The sequence below is a fragment of the Halobellus sp. genome (assembly GCF_042218505.1).
Taxonomy (GTDB): Archaea; Halobacteriota; Halobacteria; order Halobacteriales; family Haloferacaceae; genus Haloquadratum.
The window spans coordinates 15,031-31,358 of sequence record NZ_JBDGQZ010000002.1; the positions used below are offsets into that span (position 1 = coordinate 15,031).

The window sequence follows — 16,328 nt, forward strand, 5'->3', positions numbered from 1 at the left end:
TTTGGGAGTACATCGATTCGGAATATTTCGAACGACTGGTGGTTTGATGTGTTCGGCTCTCTTGGAGTCTATGTAATTATATATCGTATGCCGTGGGAACTCACTGCGCTCTCTGCGCTGGGATTTGTCGCCGCCGCCGTCCATACGGTGCTCGTCGCCATCGGCTGGCGATGTCGCGAGTCCCGGTGCGGAATCGAAATCGCCGCGCTTCATCTCGTGGTTGGGTTGTCTGCATTGGCGTACGCGATTCTCCTGGGATCAGACTCGGTCGCGGCCCAGCGGCAGTGGTGGCAACTCACGTTCGCGCTATCCAGCGCCGTCCCGATGCTGTGGTTACTTCTCGTGGTGCAGTACGTGAGTCGCTCGCAGTGGCTGACGCGGACACGCGCAGCGCTCCTCGCGGTGGAACCTATGATCGTTATCCTCGCGACGTTGACGAGCGGTTCGACCAACCTCGTCTGGAGCACTTCGACCGAGTCGGTCGCGACTACTGGGGCGCTCCCCATCTCGTTCGGCCCGCTCTACTACGCCCACATCGTGATCGCCTACACCGCTGTCGTCGTCGGGATGGGGCTGATCATCCTCCTCGGCATCCGGATGTCGCTACTCTACTGGAAGCAGGTCGCAGTACTGACAATCGCCCCGCTTCCGCCGTTCGTTTCACATATGGCGTTCCTGTTCGGTATGAGTCCCATTCCGGGCGTCAATCTGACCGCGTTCGCGTTCACAGTCACCGGGATTCTTCTGGTCGCCGGGCTCTATCACTACGACCTCCTCGAACGGATGCCGGTCGCGCGCCGCCGGGCCTTCGAGGCGATGGGCGACGGACTGATAGTGTTGAGCTCCGACCGCGTCGTCGTCGACGCCGACGAGACGGCCAGCCGGGTGCTCGATTCGGCACCCGAGTCGGGGATGCCCGTCAGCGAACTCTTCTCGGACCACGGGTTCGAGCAGTTGCACGGGACCACCGTCACCGACGCCAACAACCTGGCGTACGACGTCCGCGTTTCGAAGCTCACCGACGGGCGCGGCGAGGAGGTCGGGTACGCGCTGGCGCTCCGTGACGTGACCGGGCGACACCGCTACGAACAGCGTCTCGAGGTCGCCAACCGGATCCTCCGGCACAACCTCCGGAACGATATGAACGTGGTCCGGGGCTACGCCGACGTCGTTGCGACCGGCTCCACCACCAACGTGGAAGATGCCGCAGAGTCGATTCTCGATCGGACCGACGACCTCCTCACGGTCAGCGACAAGGCTCGGAAAGTCTCGCAGCTCAACGATACGCACTCGAAGAGCCCCGCCGCGCACGATGTCAGTGAGATCGTTGCGAGCACCGTCCGCAACGCCCGCCGCGCGTACCCGGACGCCGGCTTCGCCTGCCGTGGCCGTGCCCACGCGAAAGCCGAACTCACTGACGCGACGGCGATCAAGACGGCGATCGAGGAACTGATCGAACTGCTCGTTGCGGAGGCCGAGGGGAGCTGTGACGACCTCGCGTTCTGGATCAACGTCACGGCAGACAACTCAGCGGAGACGGTCACCGTCCGGATCGAATCGAACGGGCCGGCCATCCCTGCTGTCGACCGGGAGGCGCTCAACGTCGGCTCTGAGACGCCGCTCCAGCACGCGGAGGGGCTCGGGCTCTGGCTCGCGTACTGGTGCGTGATCGAGAACGGCGGCTCGCTTCGCTTCGACGACACGGACGAATCGAGCAACGACGAATCCGCACGTGGCATCGATGCAGACGGGGACGACCGGTCGTTCGACGCCCCACAGTCGCTGCGGACTGTCGCCGTCATCCGGCTCCCGCGGTCGGAGGCGGACTGACTCCGGCCCTGGATCCTGCGCCGAACAGTTTTAGCACCGTGCGCCCTCAAGTGCGAGCAATTCGTGGACAGAACGACCGCCCGCCGGGTTGCTGTCGCCCTTCTGGCCGTTGTCGCACTCGCAGCGGCGGCCGCGACAATCGAGACCACCGTAACGGGTGGGACCGGCGGCGGCTTCGGATTCGGATCGAGCGATGGCGGGGGGAGCAATCCGGCGCCCATATTCGGCTTCCCAGCGAGCGACAGCGCGTTCGGCGGCGTGGCGATCTGCGTTCGCTTTCTCGCCCGGCCGCTCGTCGTCACCGGACTCATAGCCGTCGCGGTCGCGGGCCACTACGCCGTCTACCGCGAGACGGAGTCGTCCGGCGCCGTTGCCGCCACGGCCGTTGGTGTCGGCCTCCCGCTGGCGCTGTTGTGGGGGGTGCTCGTGGCCTGCCAGTTCGGGCCCAGGCCGCTCTTCCGGTTCGGCTTCTACGGCACCGGCAGCGGGCTCCCGTTGCCAGCCGGTGGCGGGGACGTCGGTCTTGGCGGGAGCGACGGTGGTACGGTCGCTATGCCGACCGCGGTCTTCGGACTGACCTTGGTCGTCGCACTCGTCGTCGCTCTCGTCCTCTTTCTCGCGTCGACGGGGGACGCGATGACAGAAGACGACGAGGCAGACGAATCGGAATCGGCGTCGCCTGCGGACGTTCGCGAGGTGGGACGGGCCGCAGGAGCGGCGGCTGACCGTCTCGAAGCCGACGCCGACGTCGGCAACGAGGTCTACCGCGCGTGGGTGGAAATGACCGCCCACCTCGACGTGGAGCGACCGGCTTCGAGCACACCCGGCGAGTTCGCGGCCGTGGCGGTCGACGCTGGGATGGACCGCGACGACGTCGACGAACTCACCCACCTGTTCGAGACGGTCCGCTACGGTGACGAGGGTGTCACCGAGGCGCGCGCCGAGCGAGCCGTCGCGGCGCTCAGGCGCATCGAGTCGGCGTACGCCGGTGATGGCTCGTGAACGAGTCGGACGGCCTGACTGCCCTCGGCGGACTGGGTGTGCTTCTCGGAATTGCCGGCTTCGCGGGATTCGTCATCCCGGGGCTGAACGCCTCGTTCGTTTTCGTCGCGCTGGTCGGCGTCCTCGCCGGCGTCCAGGGCGCGAGATACCTCATCCGCCGCTCGGGCCTCGATTACACCGCGACCGATCCCGACGATCCGGAGCGGCGGTATGAGGTCCCGGCTCCGGGCGACGAGATCCGCGGTCACGACGGCTACACGGGTGGTCGCGGACACACCGGGACACGAAGGCCCCGGTCGAGAACGGGCCGCCGGCGTCGGAGGCGACTCCCGCGGACTCTTCGGCGACGAATCGAAGAGGCGACAACCGAGACCATTCGGCTCCGCGAGCACTGCGCTGCGGCGGAAGCCGAGCGCCGCATCGAGGCGGGGACCTGGACGGACGATCCGATCGCGGCGCGGTATCTTGGGGCCGACGTCCCGCTGCCGCTGTCGACCCGAGTCCGGCGGTTCCTCGCGCGCCAACAGCGGCAAGCACGGGCCGCCAGTGCGCTCGACGCGCTGGAGGCGCTCCGGGACGGACCGGGGGGAACCGACAAAACGGATTCGGAGACCGCCGAAACAGATGCTGACGCCGACACCGACGCCGAAGCCGACAGGTCCCGCTCGGCCGCGGAGGGGCGACCCTGATGTGCCGAATCGACACCAACCGCTGGGTCGGCATCGACGGCGCGGCGCTGGTGGCAGGCGCGGCGGGGGTGCTCTTTCAGCGACCCGGACTCCTGCTCGTGGCCGGCCTCGGCGTCGTCTACACGGCCTACGCGTGGTTCGGCGACGCGCCGCAGCCCCAGCTCGCGGTCGAGCGTCGGATCGTCGACGCCGCACCCGATCCCGAGGCCGAGGTTGACGTGACGGTCGAGGTCCGAAACGTCGGCTCGCAGACGCTGACCGACCTCCGACTCGTCGACGGTGTGCCGCCGGCCCTCGCCGTGACTGACGGTTCGCCCCGGCACGGCACTGCCCTCCGCCCCGGGGCCGGGACGACGTTTTCGTACACCGTCGAGGCCGTCCGCGGCGACCACGACTGGGGATCGCTCACCGCGATCACGCGGTCCCCGAGCGGGAGCCGAGAGCGGTCGACCGACGTCGAACCGACGGAACCGACCTCGCTGTCGTGTACGCCGACGCTGGAGGCCATCGACACGCTGCCGCTCCGTGGGCTGACGACGCCGTACGCGGGCCGAGTCTCGACAGACGTTACCGGGTCGGGACTGGAGTTCTCCTCGACTCGCGCGTACCGTCGCGGAGATCCGCTGTCGCGGATCGACTGGAACCGGTACGCCAGAACCGGCGAACTCTCGACGATCGAGTTCCGCCAGGAGCGCGCCGCTGCAGTCGTCCTGCTCGTCGATGCCCGCCAGACGGCGTACGTCGCACCGGATCGGGAACATCGTAACGCCGTCGAGCGGAGCGTCGACGCGGCCGCTCAGGCGTTCGCGTCGCTACTCGACGCCGGTGACCGCGTCGGGCTCGCCGCGCTGTCGCCGCAGGAGTGCTGGCTCGCGCCGGGGGCCGGGCGGGACCACCGGAATCGGGGGCGTGAATTGCTCGCCTCGCACCCGGCGCTCGCGCCGACGCCGCCGGAACAGCCATACTTGTCACCGTCGGCGATCAAGCGATTCCGCCGCCGACTCCCCGAGGACGCACAGGTGCTCTTTTTCTCCCCGCTGATCGACGAGACGGCCGTCGAAGTCGCCCGTGGCCTCGACGCGCGTGGCCATCCAGTCACTGTCGTCTCGCCGGACGCCACTGCGCGGGACACGGTCGGTCGCCGGCTGGCGCGACTCGAACGGGAGAACCGCCTGACCCGCCTCCGGCGCGCGGGACTCCGCGTCGTCGACTGGGGAGCAGAACCGCTCGGCGCACGCGTCGCCCGCGCCGAACGGCGGTGGTCGGGGTGACGGAGGCGGACAGGGGAGCGTCGGGTGAGTCGGAACTGGGCGCGACAGCGCGCCCGCCGACGCTCGCGGCGTCGCTGGCGCTGCTCGCCGGGTTTATCTCGATACTCGCGCTTGGACTGGCTTCGCTCGGCGCGCTCGTGGCGGGGACGGCCGGTGCCGTGCTCCTGGCCGGGGGACTGTACGCCGCCTCCCGTCGCGTCGTGGGGTTTGCGGGCGGTGCCTTCCTCCTCGGGATTCTCCTCGCGGGCGCCCGTGGCGCGGCGGCGGAACCACTCCTGATCGCCTCGCTCGGGGCCGTTCTCGCGTGGGACCTCGGAGCGTTCGCCGTCGGCGTCGGCGAGCAACTCGGCCGCGAGGCCGACACTGCACGGCTGACGGTCGCCCACGCTGCGACCGGCCTCGTCGTCGGGGCCGTCGGTGCCGGCGTGCTCTACGGCGTCTTCCGCAGCACGCAAGGTGGCCAACCCGTCTCAGCCGTGGCGTTGCTCCTCGCTGGCGTCGTCACTCTCGTCGCAGCACTCCGTCGCTGACTGGCGGAGCGTCGGCATCACGACCGCCCGTCCCGCCTCACGCCGGTTCGCCGCCCTCGACAGTCGGCACGTCGACCCGATCGAGCACGTCCGTGACGACGTCGGCAGACGCGACGTCGTCGACTCGCGCGTCCGGTGTTAGGACGACGCGGTGCGCGAGCACCGGATCGGCGACGCGCTTCAGGTCGTCGGGTGTGACGAACGAACGCCCTTCGAGAATCGCCTGCGCGCGGACCGCCTCGAGCAGGCGCTGGGTCCCCCGCGGTGAGACGCCGACCTCGACGTGTCGGTGCTCCCGCGTGGCGCGCGCCACCCTGGCGACGTACCCGAGAAGGTCGTCGTCGACTCGCACGGACTCGGGCGCGCGGCGGAGTTCGCGGACGGCGTCTTGATCGAGCACTGTCCCGACACTCGGCGACCGTGCATTCCGGTCGACGCGGCGGCGCAGTAGTTCGACCTCGCCCGCTTCGTCGGGGTAGCCGATCCCCGTCTGAACGACGAAGCGGTCGACCTGCGCCTCCGGTAGCGGAAACGTCCCCTCGCTCTCGACGGGATTCTGCGTCGCAATGACGAAGAAGGGATCCGGGAGTTCGTGCGTCTCCCCGTCGACGGTCACCTGCTGCTCCTCCATCGCCTCCAGCAGCGCGGCCTGCGTCTTCGGCGGCGCGCGGTTGATCTCGTCGGCGAGAACGACGTTCGCGAAGACCGGCCCCTCGCTGAATTCGAAGGTTCGCTCGCGCTCGTCGAACACGTTCGTCCCCGTCACGTCCGCGGGGAGCAGGTCGGGGGTGAACTGGACGCGCGAGAAGGAGAGGCCGAGCGCCCGTGCGACGCTGCGTGCGGTGAGGGTCTTGCCGGTGCCGGGGACGTCTTCCAGCAGGACGTGGCCGCGAGCGAGGACCCCGAGGAGGACGCGTTCGAGGAAGCGCTCGTCGGCGATAACGGCCGTCGAGACTTCGGCGCGGACAGACTCGCAGGCGGCGGTCGCGTCGTCAGGATCCATACGGACCGCTGTTCCGTCATAGACTTATATCGTTGCATCCGACGACTCCGAGTTCGGCGGCTTCGCCGAAATCGAAACCGATTAAACGCGTCACCGATCATTCCCGACTGAAGCCGAGGTAGCCTAGCCTGGCCAAGGCGGTAGATTCGAAATCTACTGTCCATTCGGACACGTGAGTTCAAATCTCACCCTCGGCGCTTCTCAGCGACCCACTCCCCAGAGCGGCGCGCCTGTCGCGCCGCGGAACGCGGTGGCCGTGGTGTTGCAGACACGTGCGAGTTGAACCCGACGAGTCGCAGTCCGCGCTGTGAACAGCGGGAGCGAGCAGGAACGTCTCGGCTCGGTTCAAATCTCACCCCCGGCGCTTCTCAGTGACCTACCCGCTAAAGCGGTGCGCTTGTCGCCTTTCGGCAGCGTCACTGGCAACTTATTAGGCCCAGTTTTCCTCTCTTGGGTCACTCGCCGCCGTCTCCCGGTTTTACTTTCACTCCGCTAGGCTGAGTTACATACCGGTTCCTGCCCTCGTATTGTGTATGCACGCAACGGCCATCGACGAACCGACGGCGGAACCCCAAAGCGAAAGACGACGGATCGACGTCACCGACATCGAGACAGCGCAGGTCGCCGCTTACGCCGCGACGTGTGAGTCTGTTCGATTCGAGCGGCGCGGCGGCTGGACGTACCTCGTCGAAGAGCGGTAGGAACAATTCGATTCGCGATTGCGTTCTTTGTAACCCGCTCACAGTTCGGCGAGCGGGTCGCCGTCGAGACCTGCCTGCTCGCCGGCCTCCGACGTCCGCTCACCCACCGGATCAGCAGTTCTGGGTCCGTGGCGTCGCGTGCGCCGACCGATCAGATACGCGTCGACGTCCGATCGGTCGTTGGGATTGGCCGTCCGAACCCACACGGTCGTCTCGCCCTGCGCAGTCAGTCCCGCGGCCCATGTCTCGGCGTCCGCACGGCTGTCGAAGCGATGGCGACTCCCCGACCGCTGGACGAGTTGTCCGGCCGCGGCGTTCGTCCGCCGCGCCGACGGCTTCACGTCGACGACGTACTCGCTCACACCTGCGGCTACGGGACGCGGTTACTTCATCGTGCGGTCCCGAAGTCGCCGCGAAGCGAGAACGCTGGCCGCGTCAGTCGCCCGCCAGCGTCTCCTCCGGATCGGCCCCGGTGCCGGCCACGTCGACTGACAGAAGCCGGTCGAGCGCCTCGACCATCGCATCGACGCTACAGCGGGTGATATCGGAGTCCGAGGTCGCGACGGTGACCGTCCGATCGCCCTTCGACATCTCCACTTCGACGGTGACGACGGCGTCGGTGCCGCCGGTGATGGCGTCGACGTGGTACGACTCCAACTGGGCGTTGGCCTCGGAGCCGAGTGCGGCCCGGACGGCCTCGACGGCGGCGTCGACGGGACCGCTCCCGGTCCCGGACGCGACGCGCTCCTCGTCGCCGACACGCAACCGAACCGACGCGGTCGGCGTCCCGCCGCCGGAGGCAGCGGTAAGATCCAGGAGTTCGACGTGACGGTCTCGCTCGCGGCCCTGGACGTCCTCGGCGATTGCGAGCAGGTCGGCGTCGGTGACGCGCTTGTCACGGTCGCCGAGGCGCTTGACGCGCTCGACGACGGCCGCGAGTTCCTCTTCGCTCACGTCGACGTCGTGTTCTTCGAGGGCGGCGCGGACGCCGGCGCGACCGGCGTGCTTCCCGAGGACGAGCCGTCGCTCCCGACCCACCATTTCCGGCGGGTAGGGCTCGTACATCGTGTCGTCCTTGAGCGTACCGTCGGTGTGGATGCCGCTCTCGTGGGTGAACGCGTTCTCGCCCACGACCGCCTTGTTCGGCGGCAGCGGGACGCCCGTCGAGTGGGAGACCTGCTGGGCGAGGTCGTACACCTGTTCGAGGTCCATCGTCTCAACCCCGTATCCGTGCGCCAGCGCGATCGCGACCTCCTCCAGGGCGACGTTGCCGGAACGCTCGCCGATGCCGTTAATCGTCCCGTGAACGAGGTCCGCGCCGGCCGCGAGGCTGGCCCAGACGTTCGTCATTCCCAGTCCGAGGTCGTCGTGGGTGTGCGTCGACACCGGGCCGAGATCGGCCAGCCGAGAGACGTACTCGAAACTCGTCTCCGGCGTGGCGTGGCCGACGGTATCGGCGTAACACGACCGGTCTGCGCCGGCGTCGAGTGCCTCGCGCATCAGGCGTTCGAGGAAGTCCAGATCGGCACGAGACCCGTCTTCGCCGATGACCTCGACCCAGAGGTCGTGGTCCTTGGCGTACGCGACGAGGTCGCCGGTGTTTTCGACCACCTCGTCGTGGGTCGTGCCGACCTTCCGCTCGACGTGCTTGTCGCTGGCGGGAACGACGATCGTCACCCCGTCGACGTCGCAATCGAGCGCGAGGTCGATGTCGTTCTGGACGCCGCGGGCGAAACTCGTCACTGTCGCATCGAGGTCGAGCGCAGTCACCTGCCGGATGGTCTCGCGCTCGCCCTCACCGGTGCAGGCGCTCCCGGCCTCGATGAACTCGATTCCGGAACGGTCGAGCGACCGCGCGATGTCGGCCTTCTCGTCCGGCGTGAGCGAGACACCCGGGGCTTGTTCGCCGTCTCGGAGCGTCGTGTCTAATAGCTGTACGGAGTCGCCAGAATCCACGGTGGATGCGAGGGGGTTGTCGGGGTTACCCCCGAATAAATCGACCACGAGTCATATGCTCACACGGAGTGTGTTCACGCAACCACTTAAACTGACGCTTCTCGACAAGACGTCCCACTCGACTCGCTTATCCGACGACGTGGACGGTATCGCCGGGTTCGACACCGTTTGCAGCCCCCGCTGGAAGCTCGACCACCGTATCGGCCGTCGCGGCTCCGATGCCGCGCCAGGCCCGCAGTCGTTTCTTCGCGACTACCTCGCTGCTGACGAGCCACAGTGCATCCAGGTCGAACGGGACGAAGATCATATGCAGGTCGCGGCTGTCGGGCTCGTCGAACTGGAACACCATCGCGTAGTCCTCGGGGATCGACCGCCGGAACATCAGACCGCGCGCCCGCGTAAGGAACGTATCTACTACCTCGACGTCGGTCGCGAGCGTCTGGCGTTCGCCCCCACTACGGTGCTCGACTCGCACAGGCTCCGGTCTGCGGCCGGGTTGATAAATCGCTCGACTGGTGTGGGGCGGTTCCACCCGAAGCCCGATTCCAGGCGAACCGGCGGATTCAATTCCCCGGAAGCCGGACTCGTCGTGTATGCGGGAGACGCCAACTGGAACGCCGGTCGGGGTCGACGACCCCTACGACCACGCCGGCGTCTGTGATCATCTCACTGACGACGGCCGGTGTCGCTTCGCGCTGACCCGCGCTGGCGACGACCCCGAATTCGCGGCCGCGCGCCGCCGCGCAGACTACGAGTGCGTTGCGGCCGACGAAGACTGGGCGTTCCACGACTGTCCGCACTACCGGTCGACGACAGACGGCCACGAGTGCGTCCGCTGCGGACTGGAGTCGGTACGGATTGCCCACGACGACTCGCGGCCCCTACTCGAGGAGCATCATCTCTCCTACGGGAGCGCGAGCGATCAGGGGGCGGACGGGGATCCGAGCCACGAGATCACGGTCGCGCTCTGCCGGTGGTGTCACGCGAAGATCCACGGGTCGTTCGCCCGGATCGACGACGACGCCGAACCCACCCCGGACGCGTTCGCCGCCCGCGAGGAGCGCCGGGCGAAAGAACAGTCCGAGTTCGGTTTCACCACTGCGCGGGAGCGTCGCGACGACGAAACCGAGAAGTAGCCGTCACCGCGCTGGCACGGCCGTCGCCGGGAAGACTCACCGTCCGCCGATTCGACGCCGAGCCTCACGGAACGAGCACGACGGGGACGCCTCGCTCCTCTAAGACCCGTTCGATGGTGCTTCCGGTGAACGCCGCGTCGTCGAACGACGCCTCCTCGTACCCCACCACCACCGTGTCGACATCGTCGGCCTCTACGATGCCGAGGATCTCCTGCCGGAGCGATGCCATCGAGCTGATTTCAGTCACCGAGTGCTGGCGGATCTCCGCATCGACGCCCTGTTCGGCCGCCAGCGATCGAATGTCTGCCACGCCGAGATTCTCCTGGAGACTGATCGTCTCCGCAGAGAGTTCGACTGCCGTCACCCTGAGGTCGTCCTGATCGCCGAATACCTCGAACGCGTACCGGACCGCTCGTTCGCTCGTCGGCGATACACCGAACGTGCTCTGTGGCACCCGGCTTTCCACGGGAACGATGTCGAATGGTAGTAGCAGGTGCATAGGCGACTGTATGGACCGGATACTGTTAGAACCTGACACAGTTCTCCGATTGTGAGAATCGGCCGCCTCGTCGAGTCCCCTCAAGCGTCCGACAGTGGCGAACTAGTCTCGCGTCGTCGCCCGCACAGATCCAGGCACCCCGTTCGCGCGTAGACCGGGCGCTTTTTGACCTTGTTCGGTCTACTTCCGACAACTGATGACTCGCATCGTCGTTATCGACAACCACGGTCAGTTCACGCACCTCGAGCGACGCGCGCTCCGGGATCTCGGCGTCGACGTCGAAATCGTCGACAACCAGACGCCGCCCGAAGAGATCGACGCCGACGGCCTCGTCCTCTCCGGCGGTCCGGATATCGACGACATCGGCAACTGTCCGGTGTATCTCGATCTCGAAGTCCCCATCTTCGGTATCTGCCTCGGAATGCAGGTCCTCGCGGACGAACTCGGCGGTACGGTCGGCTCCGGTGACTACGGCGGCTACGCGGACGTCGACGTCGACATCCTCGACGGCGACGACCCGCTCATCGGATCGCTCGCGCCGAAAACCCGCGTGTGGGCGAGCCACGCCGACGAGGTCAAGAACGTCCCGGAGGGCTTCTCGCACACGGCGACGTCCGATGTCTGCGACGTTGAGGCGATGAGCGATCCCGACCGCGACCTCTACGGTGTGCAGTGGCATCCGGAGGTAGCCCACACCGAGCGCGGCGAGGAGGTGTTCCGAAACTTCATCGACGTTTGCGAGTAACCCGGACGCTGTGGACCGCCGCCGGTTCCATTCTCCTATGACAACCACACAAAGCGATCTTGCTGGCCTGTCTCGCTTCATCTTCCGCGCGCCGAGTTGGTACACCAGTCTCGCCTTCGCTATTCTCATCGCTGCCGTCGCCGGGGTCGCCGCTTTCGACTCCGGCGCGTACGCCCGCACCTGGCGCGGCCTGTTCTTCGTCGGCCGCGACGCGTGGGAGGGGATCTTTTTCATCGGGATCCCGACGGTCGTCGCCGCGTTCGGGACGAGCGGGGTGGACCGCCTCGTCGGCGGCACACTCACGCCAAGCCGCTCGTCGCTTCTCGCGCTGATCTCGGAGATTATCGTCGTCACGATCGTCACCGCTGCGGCGATCTTCTCGGTGTTCACCGGCCTCGAACAACGGTTCGTCTTCGACGCCCTTGTCGTCGCACTCGCGTCGGTGTTCGCCTTCCGGCTTCTCGTCGTGATGGCGGTCTCGCGGTCCTCCTTGCTGGTCGCGTCGATTCCGGCGAGTCTCCAGACTGTCGCCGCCGCCGTGCTCCTGTTCATCTACAGTGGAACGCTCCGTTTTCTCGAGGTCGGCGGGCCGCTTCTCGACGTCTACCTGACGCCATACCTGGCGCGGTCGGCAGACGCACCGGCGGAGTTCTCCGCGATTTCCGCACAGCACTTCGTCCTTCTCGGGATCACCTGTGGACTCTACGCGCTGGCGGTCTACGCGTTCATTGTCGCCGTCGATCGGCCGTGGCGACGGAGCCTCGGCGTCTCGGTGCTCGATTTTCTCCGTGGATTCGTCGGCCACGTCGCTGAGGACTCCCGTGAACTCGAGAAGTTCTTCCAGCAACTGGGCGAGGAGGCGCTGGTCCCGGTGTCAGTACTCTCGTTCCGCACCGACGACAGCGAGAAAGCCCGGTTCGTTCTCCCGATGATTCACCCGGGTCCGATGGGCGAGATCGGCGGCGGGAACTTCCCCGAGCGCGTTGCGCGCGACTGCTCGGCGCTCGTCTTTCCGCCCCACGCCACCGCCGGCCACGACTTCAATCTCGTGACCGAGCGTGAAGTCGATACCATCCTCGACGCCGCACAGACGGCGGCCGACCGGGTCTCCTACGACACGGCGGCGACGCGGAGCGTTCGCGTCCGGTCGGGAGAGAACTCGATGCTGGGACAGGCGTTCGGTGACGACGCCCTTCTGGTCTCGACGTACGCGCCCGGCTTCGCCGACGACGTCGAGTACGGGGTCGGACTCTCCGCGGCGGCCGAGGCCCGAACGAGCGGCCTCGACGACGTCGTCCTCGTCGATGCTCACAACTCCAACGACGGCCTGAACGGCCCGGATCTGGGCCACGTCACGCCCGGCTCACAGCGCGCGTTCGATATGATCGGCGCGGCTGGCATCACAGGCCAGCGGCTCTCGACGGCCGACCGCGGCGACATCGAACTCGGCGTCGCCTGGGACGAGACGCCGTGGGAGCCGGCGGATGGGATCGGCCCGCTCGGAATTCGCGTCGCCGTCACGGCTGTCGACGGGCAAGAGACGGCCTACGTGCTGATTGATGGCAACAATATGGAACCCGGGCTCCGCGGCAAACTCCGCGACGCGATCGTCGCCGACGGATCCCTCGACGAAGCGGAAGTGATGACGACCGACACGCACATCGTCAACTCTGTCGAGGCGGACAATCAAGTCGGCGCGGCCATCGACCCGGCGGAACTCAAGCGGCTGATCAGCGACCTCGTCGCAGCGGCCCGTGACGACCGCGAGCCCGTCGAGGCTGGGGTGGCCGTCGAGCGTGCAGCGGTGACGGTCTTCGGCAACGATCGCACTGAGACGCTCGCCAGCCACGCGAACGCCGTCGTCGCGCTGGGCGGTGCGTTCGCTGTCTCGGTGATCCTCGCGGCGGTGGCCGTCAGCATCCTGATCTTCTTATTTGCGTGAGAAACGAGTCCGCACTGCGCCGGCCGGGTGCCGGTGTCAGCCGCCGTCTTCGAACAGTTCGTCGACAGCGTCGCGCGCCGTCCGCGCGGCCTCGTCGGCGACGGCGTCCGCATCCGCCTCGGCGTGGTCGGGGGCATTGACATAGACGTCGACGTCGAGGACGTCGTCCTCGAACGTCACGGTCACGTCGAAGTCGGTGAGTTCCGACTGCTTGTAGTGGGCGAGAATCACGCCCTCTGCGGCCTCAGCGGCCGTCTGGACGACCGTTTCGTCGGTCGGCATCGGTTTACGCGCCGCCGGCGCCGCCGGGGCCCATCGGCCCGCCGCCCGCGCCACCCTGGAGCATCTGCTGGAGCTCCTGCTGGAGGCTCTCGAACTGCTCTTCGACGCGCTCTTCCTGTTTCGTCAGTTGCTCGACGCGGATCTCGAGACTGTCGACTGTGTCCTCGAGTTCCTCGTGGGCCTCGTCGTACTCGGTCTCGACGAGCAGTTCGCCGACCTCGCGGTACATCGTGGTGTCCTCGTCGATCTCTTCGAGGGCGTCGAGTGCCGTCTTCGACTCGGTGAGCGTGGACTCGGCCTGCTCCTTCTGGGCGGCCACCTTCTGGGCGGTGTCCTGGAGGTCCTGCAGCTCTTCGAGTTTCTCTTGCGCTTCCGGCGGCAGATTACCCTGCATATCCGTGGCGACGGGATGCGTACTGAAAAAGGCCCGTATTCGTCCCTCGCAGACGTGGCGACGGCATCGCCCCAGCTACCCGTTGTCTCCGTCGAATGCGCTCTCAGCCGACGCTGCGCCCGCTCACGTGTCGCCGCTTGCTGGCACGTCTTCGGCCCTGCGCGATGCGGCGTCGTGGGCCACCTGCTCTGCGACGTCGACGAGTCGCAGCCACGTGTTCAGCCCTGCGCGGAGCGCGACGAGATCGGTCGCCTCGACGTCGAGCGTCACGCGTTCGCCGTCACGGTCGAGTTCGGCTCCAGAGCGGTCGTCGTCGATCTCGCCGACTTCGACGCCCGCGCTCTCGGCGACGACACGAGCGCGTCGCTGACTCGGGTAGGTAAAATCGATTGCTGCCGCGTGAACGACGTCGTCGCCGTCTGCGGGTGACTCTGGCGCTGCCATCGGCGGGGACGGAGCCAGCGTTACTCGACCGGGACTTCCTTGACGTCCGGTGCGCGCTCCTTCAGGAGGACGCGATGTCCGCAGTAAGGACAGCGCACACCGCCGTACTCGTCCAGTTCGACGTCGCGCTTACACCGGGAACACTTGTAGCTCATCTGTATCGTAGTCGGGCCTGTTGGCTGGTACGCACGTTACTCTTCGTCGCTGGAGAGTGCGGCGCGGATGGAGCGACGGACCTGTGTGCCGCCCGGGGTCTGCGGGCGGTACGTCCCGCCGGTGAAGACCTCGCCGGTCTCTTCGTTCTTCCAGATTCCGGGCTCCAGACGGGTGACGTCGTCCTCGTCGACCGTCGCGTTCCGCATCTCCGCCTCGATCTCCTTCACGCGTCGGCGAGCGACCCGCCCGTACCGCGCTCCGAAGCGACCGGAACTACCGGTCGTTCGCGCCTTATTGTCGGCCATAGTACCGCGTTCTACCCCGGGCGGCGGCATAAACCCTGCGAGACGCAACCGTCGCGGCCGAGAGTGACGGTGCCGTTGACGCAGACCGATTCGACCGACCCGTCACACCGTTTCGAGCAGGTAGTCGAATACGCCCGATCCGGGGTGAAAGTGCGTGTAGGTACCCAGCGTTCGATACTCGACGAGGCCGTCGTTCGCCCCGTCGATCCCCGCCCCGCGAACCATCTCGAAGGCGTAGCGCGCGTCGGATTCGGCCGTCGCCGAGGAGTAGTGGAACTCGTGCCCGCGGCGCGTTTCGCCCGCGGGTGCGACGAGCGTGTCGCGTGTGGCACGAATACCGACGTGGTCCAGGCCGCCAGGGGCGTCCGTCATCCGCGTCTCGACGGGCAGGATGCCCGCCATTTCGTGCTCGCCGTCCTCGGTGACGAGCGACTCTCCGAGGACCATCATTCCGCCGCATTCCCCGAAGACCGGCACGTCCTCGGCGGCGAGTTCACCCAGTTCGTCGAGCGTCGGCGACGCCGCGAGCGTCGCCGCGTGCCGTTCGGGATAGCCGCCCGGGAGATAGACGGCGTCGCACTCGGGGACGGCATCGCCGGCGACCGGCGAGAACTGCTCGATGACGGCGCGATCGGCCAAGCGATCTCTAGTACTCGGATACATAAACCGGAAGGCGTCGTCGGCCGCGATCGCGACGCGGACGCCCGTTTCGTCGGCGGCACGGAGCGATGGGGTCGTGTCGAACGCCGGCGGCCGTGCGATGTCGAGCACGCGCTCCGTCTCGATGTTCCGCGCCGCGGCGTCGAGCGGGTCGTCGTCTATGGGGGCTTCGTCGCCTGCGTGAAGCCCGATATGGCGCTCGGGAACCTCCAGGCCGTCGAGCGGCGGAATCCGTCCGACGTATCTGAGTTCCGCAATGGCATTGCGGATCCCACACTCGTGACGACCGCTGTGCGCACGCGAGGCGAGGAGGCCGACGACGTCAACGTCGTGATCGACGTGCGCGGCATACCGCTGGAATCCGAGTCCGGTCGCAGCGACGCTCTCCATCCCCCCGCTGGCGTCGACGATCAGGATCACCGGGAGGCCGAGCGCCGACGCCACGGCCGCAGTACTCACATCGCTGTCGTAGAGGCCCATCATTCCTTCGACGACGCAGACGTCACCCTCGTCGGCCCCGCGGGCGTAGGCCTGTCGGAGCCCTCTCTCCCCCGAGAGCCACGGATCGAGCGTTCGCGAGGGACGACCGAGTGCCGCGGCGTGGTGGCTCGGGTCGATGAAGTCCGGACCGGCTTTGGCCGCGACCGGTGTCTTCCCCGCACGCTCCAACGCACGACAGACAGCTATGGTCGCGATGGTCTTGCCAACGCCCGATGACGTCCCCGCGATGACGACGCCAGGGAGGTCCGAGGGAACCGATTCGGTCGGCATTGTCGGTTTTCT

20 protein-coding genes and 1 tRNA gene are annotated in these 16,328 nt (G+C 67.3%); 10 read left to right on the forward strand and 11 right to left on the reverse strand.

Annotated elements, in window-relative coordinates; all coding sequences use genetic code 11:
- Positions 1-87 precede the first annotated feature (87 nt).
- The 5 genes from ABEI27_RS00190 (at position 88) to ABEI27_RS00210 (ending at position 5,322) form a co-directional block, all read left to right on the forward strand.
- Complete coding sequence (locus ABEI27_RS00190; RefSeq protein WP_375797398.1) at positions 88-1,830, forward strand: histidine kinase N-terminal 7TM domain-containing protein; 1,743 nt, start codon at positions 88-90, stop codon at positions 1,828-1,830.
- 63 nt (positions 1,831-1,893) lie between these two features.
- Complete coding sequence (locus tag ABEI27_RS00195) at positions 1,894-2,832, forward strand: DUF4129 domain-containing protein (RefSeq protein ID WP_375797399.1); 939 nt, start codon at positions 1,894-1,896, stop codon at positions 2,830-2,832.
- A complete protein-coding gene (locus ABEI27_RS00200; protein ID WP_375797400.1) occupies positions 2,829-3,521 on the forward strand; it encodes a hypothetical protein in 693 nt (230 codons plus the stop codon). The genes ABEI27_RS00195 and ABEI27_RS00200 overlap by 4 nt, the downstream gene beginning before the upstream one ends.
- Positions 3,521-4,792 carry a DUF58 domain-containing protein gene (locus tag ABEI27_RS00205; protein WP_375797401.1) on the forward strand — a complete coding sequence of 424 codons (1,272 nt, stop codon included), beginning with the start codon at positions 3,521-3,523 and terminating at the stop codon, positions 4,790-4,792. The genes ABEI27_RS00200 and ABEI27_RS00205 overlap by 1 nt, the downstream gene beginning before the upstream one ends.
- Positions 4,789-5,322, forward strand: coding sequence for a hypothetical protein (locus ABEI27_RS00210; RefSeq protein WP_375797402.1), 534 nt, complete (start codon positions 4,789-4,791; stop codon positions 5,320-5,322). Before ABEI27_RS00205 ends, ABEI27_RS00210 begins: the two co-directional genes overlap by 4 nt.
- Positions 5,323-5,359: 37 nt before the next feature.
- Here ABEI27_RS00210 and ABEI27_RS00215 read toward each other — a convergent pair whose 3' ends face one another.
- Positions 5,360-6,325, reverse strand: a complete 966-nt coding sequence (locus ABEI27_RS00215) for an AAA family ATPase (RefSeq protein ID WP_375797403.1) — start codon at positions 6,323-6,325, stop codon at positions 5,360-5,362.
- A gap of 112 nt (positions 6,326-6,437) precedes the next feature.
- Here ABEI27_RS00215 and ABEI27_RS00220 point away from each other — a divergent pair.
- Together ABEI27_RS00220 and ABEI27_RS00225 are read left to right on the forward strand one after the other, a co-directional pair.
- Positions 6,438-6,522: transfer RNA gene (locus tag ABEI27_RS00220), tRNA-Ser, on the forward strand.
- Between the two features lie 336 nt (positions 6,523-6,858).
- The gene (locus tag ABEI27_RS00225; RefSeq protein WP_375797404.1) at positions 6,859-7,026 is read left to right on the forward strand and encodes a hypothetical protein; all 168 of its coding nucleotides are present in this window, start codon (positions 6,859-6,861) and stop codon (positions 7,024-7,026) included.
- Positions 7,027-7,064: 38 nt separating this feature from the next.
- Here the strand turns inward: ABEI27_RS00225 and ABEI27_RS00230 are convergent, their stop codons facing one another.
- The 3 genes from ABEI27_RS00230 to ABEI27_RS00240 all read right to left on the reverse strand — a co-directional run bounded on the left by ABEI27_RS00230 (position 7,065) and on the right by ABEI27_RS00240 (position 9,457).
- Positions 7,065-7,388, reverse strand: coding sequence for a hypothetical protein (locus ABEI27_RS00230; protein WP_375797405.1), 324 nt, complete (start codon positions 7,386-7,388; stop codon positions 7,065-7,067).
- Positions 7,389-7,461: 73 nt separating this feature from the next.
- A complete protein-coding gene (locus tag ABEI27_RS00235; RefSeq protein ID WP_375797406.1) occupies positions 7,462-9,030 on the reverse strand; it encodes a (R)-citramalate synthase in 1,569 nt (522 codons plus the stop codon).
- Positions 9,031-9,109: 79 nt separating this feature from the next.
- Positions 9,110-9,457 carry a DUF192 domain-containing protein gene (locus ABEI27_RS00240; RefSeq protein ID WP_375797407.1) on the reverse strand — a complete coding sequence of 116 codons (348 nt, stop codon included), beginning with the start codon at positions 9,455-9,457 and terminating at the stop codon, positions 9,110-9,112.
- Between the two features lie 118 nt (positions 9,458-9,575).
- Here ABEI27_RS00240 and ABEI27_RS00245 point away from each other — a divergent pair, with 118 nt between their 5' ends.
- Positions 9,576-10,118: a hypothetical protein gene (locus tag ABEI27_RS00245; protein ID WP_375797408.1), complete on the forward strand. Its 543-nt coding sequence runs from the start codon at positions 9,576-9,578 to the stop codon at positions 10,116-10,118.
- 64 nt (positions 10,119-10,182) lie between these two features.
- On the opposite strand, the gene ABEI27_RS00250 is transcribed toward ABEI27_RS00245, so the two are convergent.
- Positions 10,183-10,617: a universal stress protein gene (locus ABEI27_RS00250; protein WP_375797409.1), complete on the reverse strand. Its 435-nt coding sequence runs from the start codon at positions 10,615-10,617 to the stop codon at positions 10,183-10,185.
- 196 nt (positions 10,618-10,813) lie between these two features.
- Here ABEI27_RS00250 and ABEI27_RS00255 point away from each other — a divergent pair, with 196 nt between their 5' ends.
- Together ABEI27_RS00255 and ABEI27_RS00260 are read left to right on the forward strand one after the other, a co-directional pair.
- Complete coding sequence (locus ABEI27_RS00255) at positions 10,814-11,362, forward strand: GMP synthase subunit A (protein ID WP_375797410.1); 549 nt, start codon at positions 10,814-10,816, stop codon at positions 11,360-11,362.
- Positions 11,363-11,399: 37 nt separating this feature from the next.
- On the forward strand, positions 11,400-13,304 hold the full coding sequence (locus ABEI27_RS00260) for a DUF2070 family protein (protein ID WP_375797411.1): 1,905 nt from the start codon (positions 11,400-11,402) through the stop codon (positions 13,302-13,304).
- Between the two features lie 36 nt (positions 13,305-13,340).
- Here the strand turns inward: ABEI27_RS00260 and ABEI27_RS00265 are convergent, their stop codons facing one another.
- The 6 genes from ABEI27_RS00265 to ABEI27_RS00290 all read right to left on the reverse strand — a co-directional run bounded on the left by ABEI27_RS00265 (position 13,341) and on the right by ABEI27_RS00290 (position 16,316).
- Positions 13,341-13,586: a DUF3194 domain-containing protein gene (locus ABEI27_RS00265; RefSeq protein ID WP_375797412.1), complete on the reverse strand. Its 246-nt coding sequence runs from the start codon at positions 13,584-13,586 to the stop codon at positions 13,341-13,343.
- Between the two features lie 4 nt (positions 13,587-13,590).
- The gene (locus ABEI27_RS00270) at positions 13,591-13,980 is read right to left on the reverse strand and encodes a prefoldin subunit beta (RefSeq protein WP_375797413.1); all 390 of its coding nucleotides are present in this window, start codon (positions 13,978-13,980) and stop codon (positions 13,591-13,593) included.
- A 123-nt stretch (positions 13,981-14,103) separates the two neighbouring features.
- Positions 14,104-14,424 (reverse strand): KEOPS complex subunit Pcc1, encoded by a 321-nt coding sequence (locus ABEI27_RS00275; RefSeq protein ID WP_375797414.1) that lies wholly within the window; start codon positions 14,422-14,424, stop codon positions 14,104-14,106.
- Positions 14,425-14,444: 20 nt separating this feature from the next.
- Complete coding sequence (locus ABEI27_RS00280; RefSeq protein WP_089764242.1) at positions 14,445-14,579, reverse strand: DNA-directed RNA polymerase subunit P; 135 nt, start codon at positions 14,577-14,579, stop codon at positions 14,445-14,447.
- Between the two features lie 36 nt (positions 14,580-14,615).
- Positions 14,616-14,885, reverse strand: a complete 270-nt coding sequence (locus ABEI27_RS00285) for a 50S ribosomal protein L37ae (RefSeq protein ID WP_375797415.1) — start codon at positions 14,883-14,885, stop codon at positions 14,616-14,618.
- A 102-nt stretch (positions 14,886-14,987) separates the two neighbouring features.
- Positions 14,988-16,316: a cobyrinate a,c-diamide synthase gene (locus tag ABEI27_RS00290; protein ID WP_375797416.1), complete on the reverse strand. Its 1,329-nt coding sequence runs from the start codon at positions 16,314-16,316 to the stop codon at positions 14,988-14,990.
- Between the last annotated feature and the right edge of the window lie 12 nt (positions 16,317-16,328).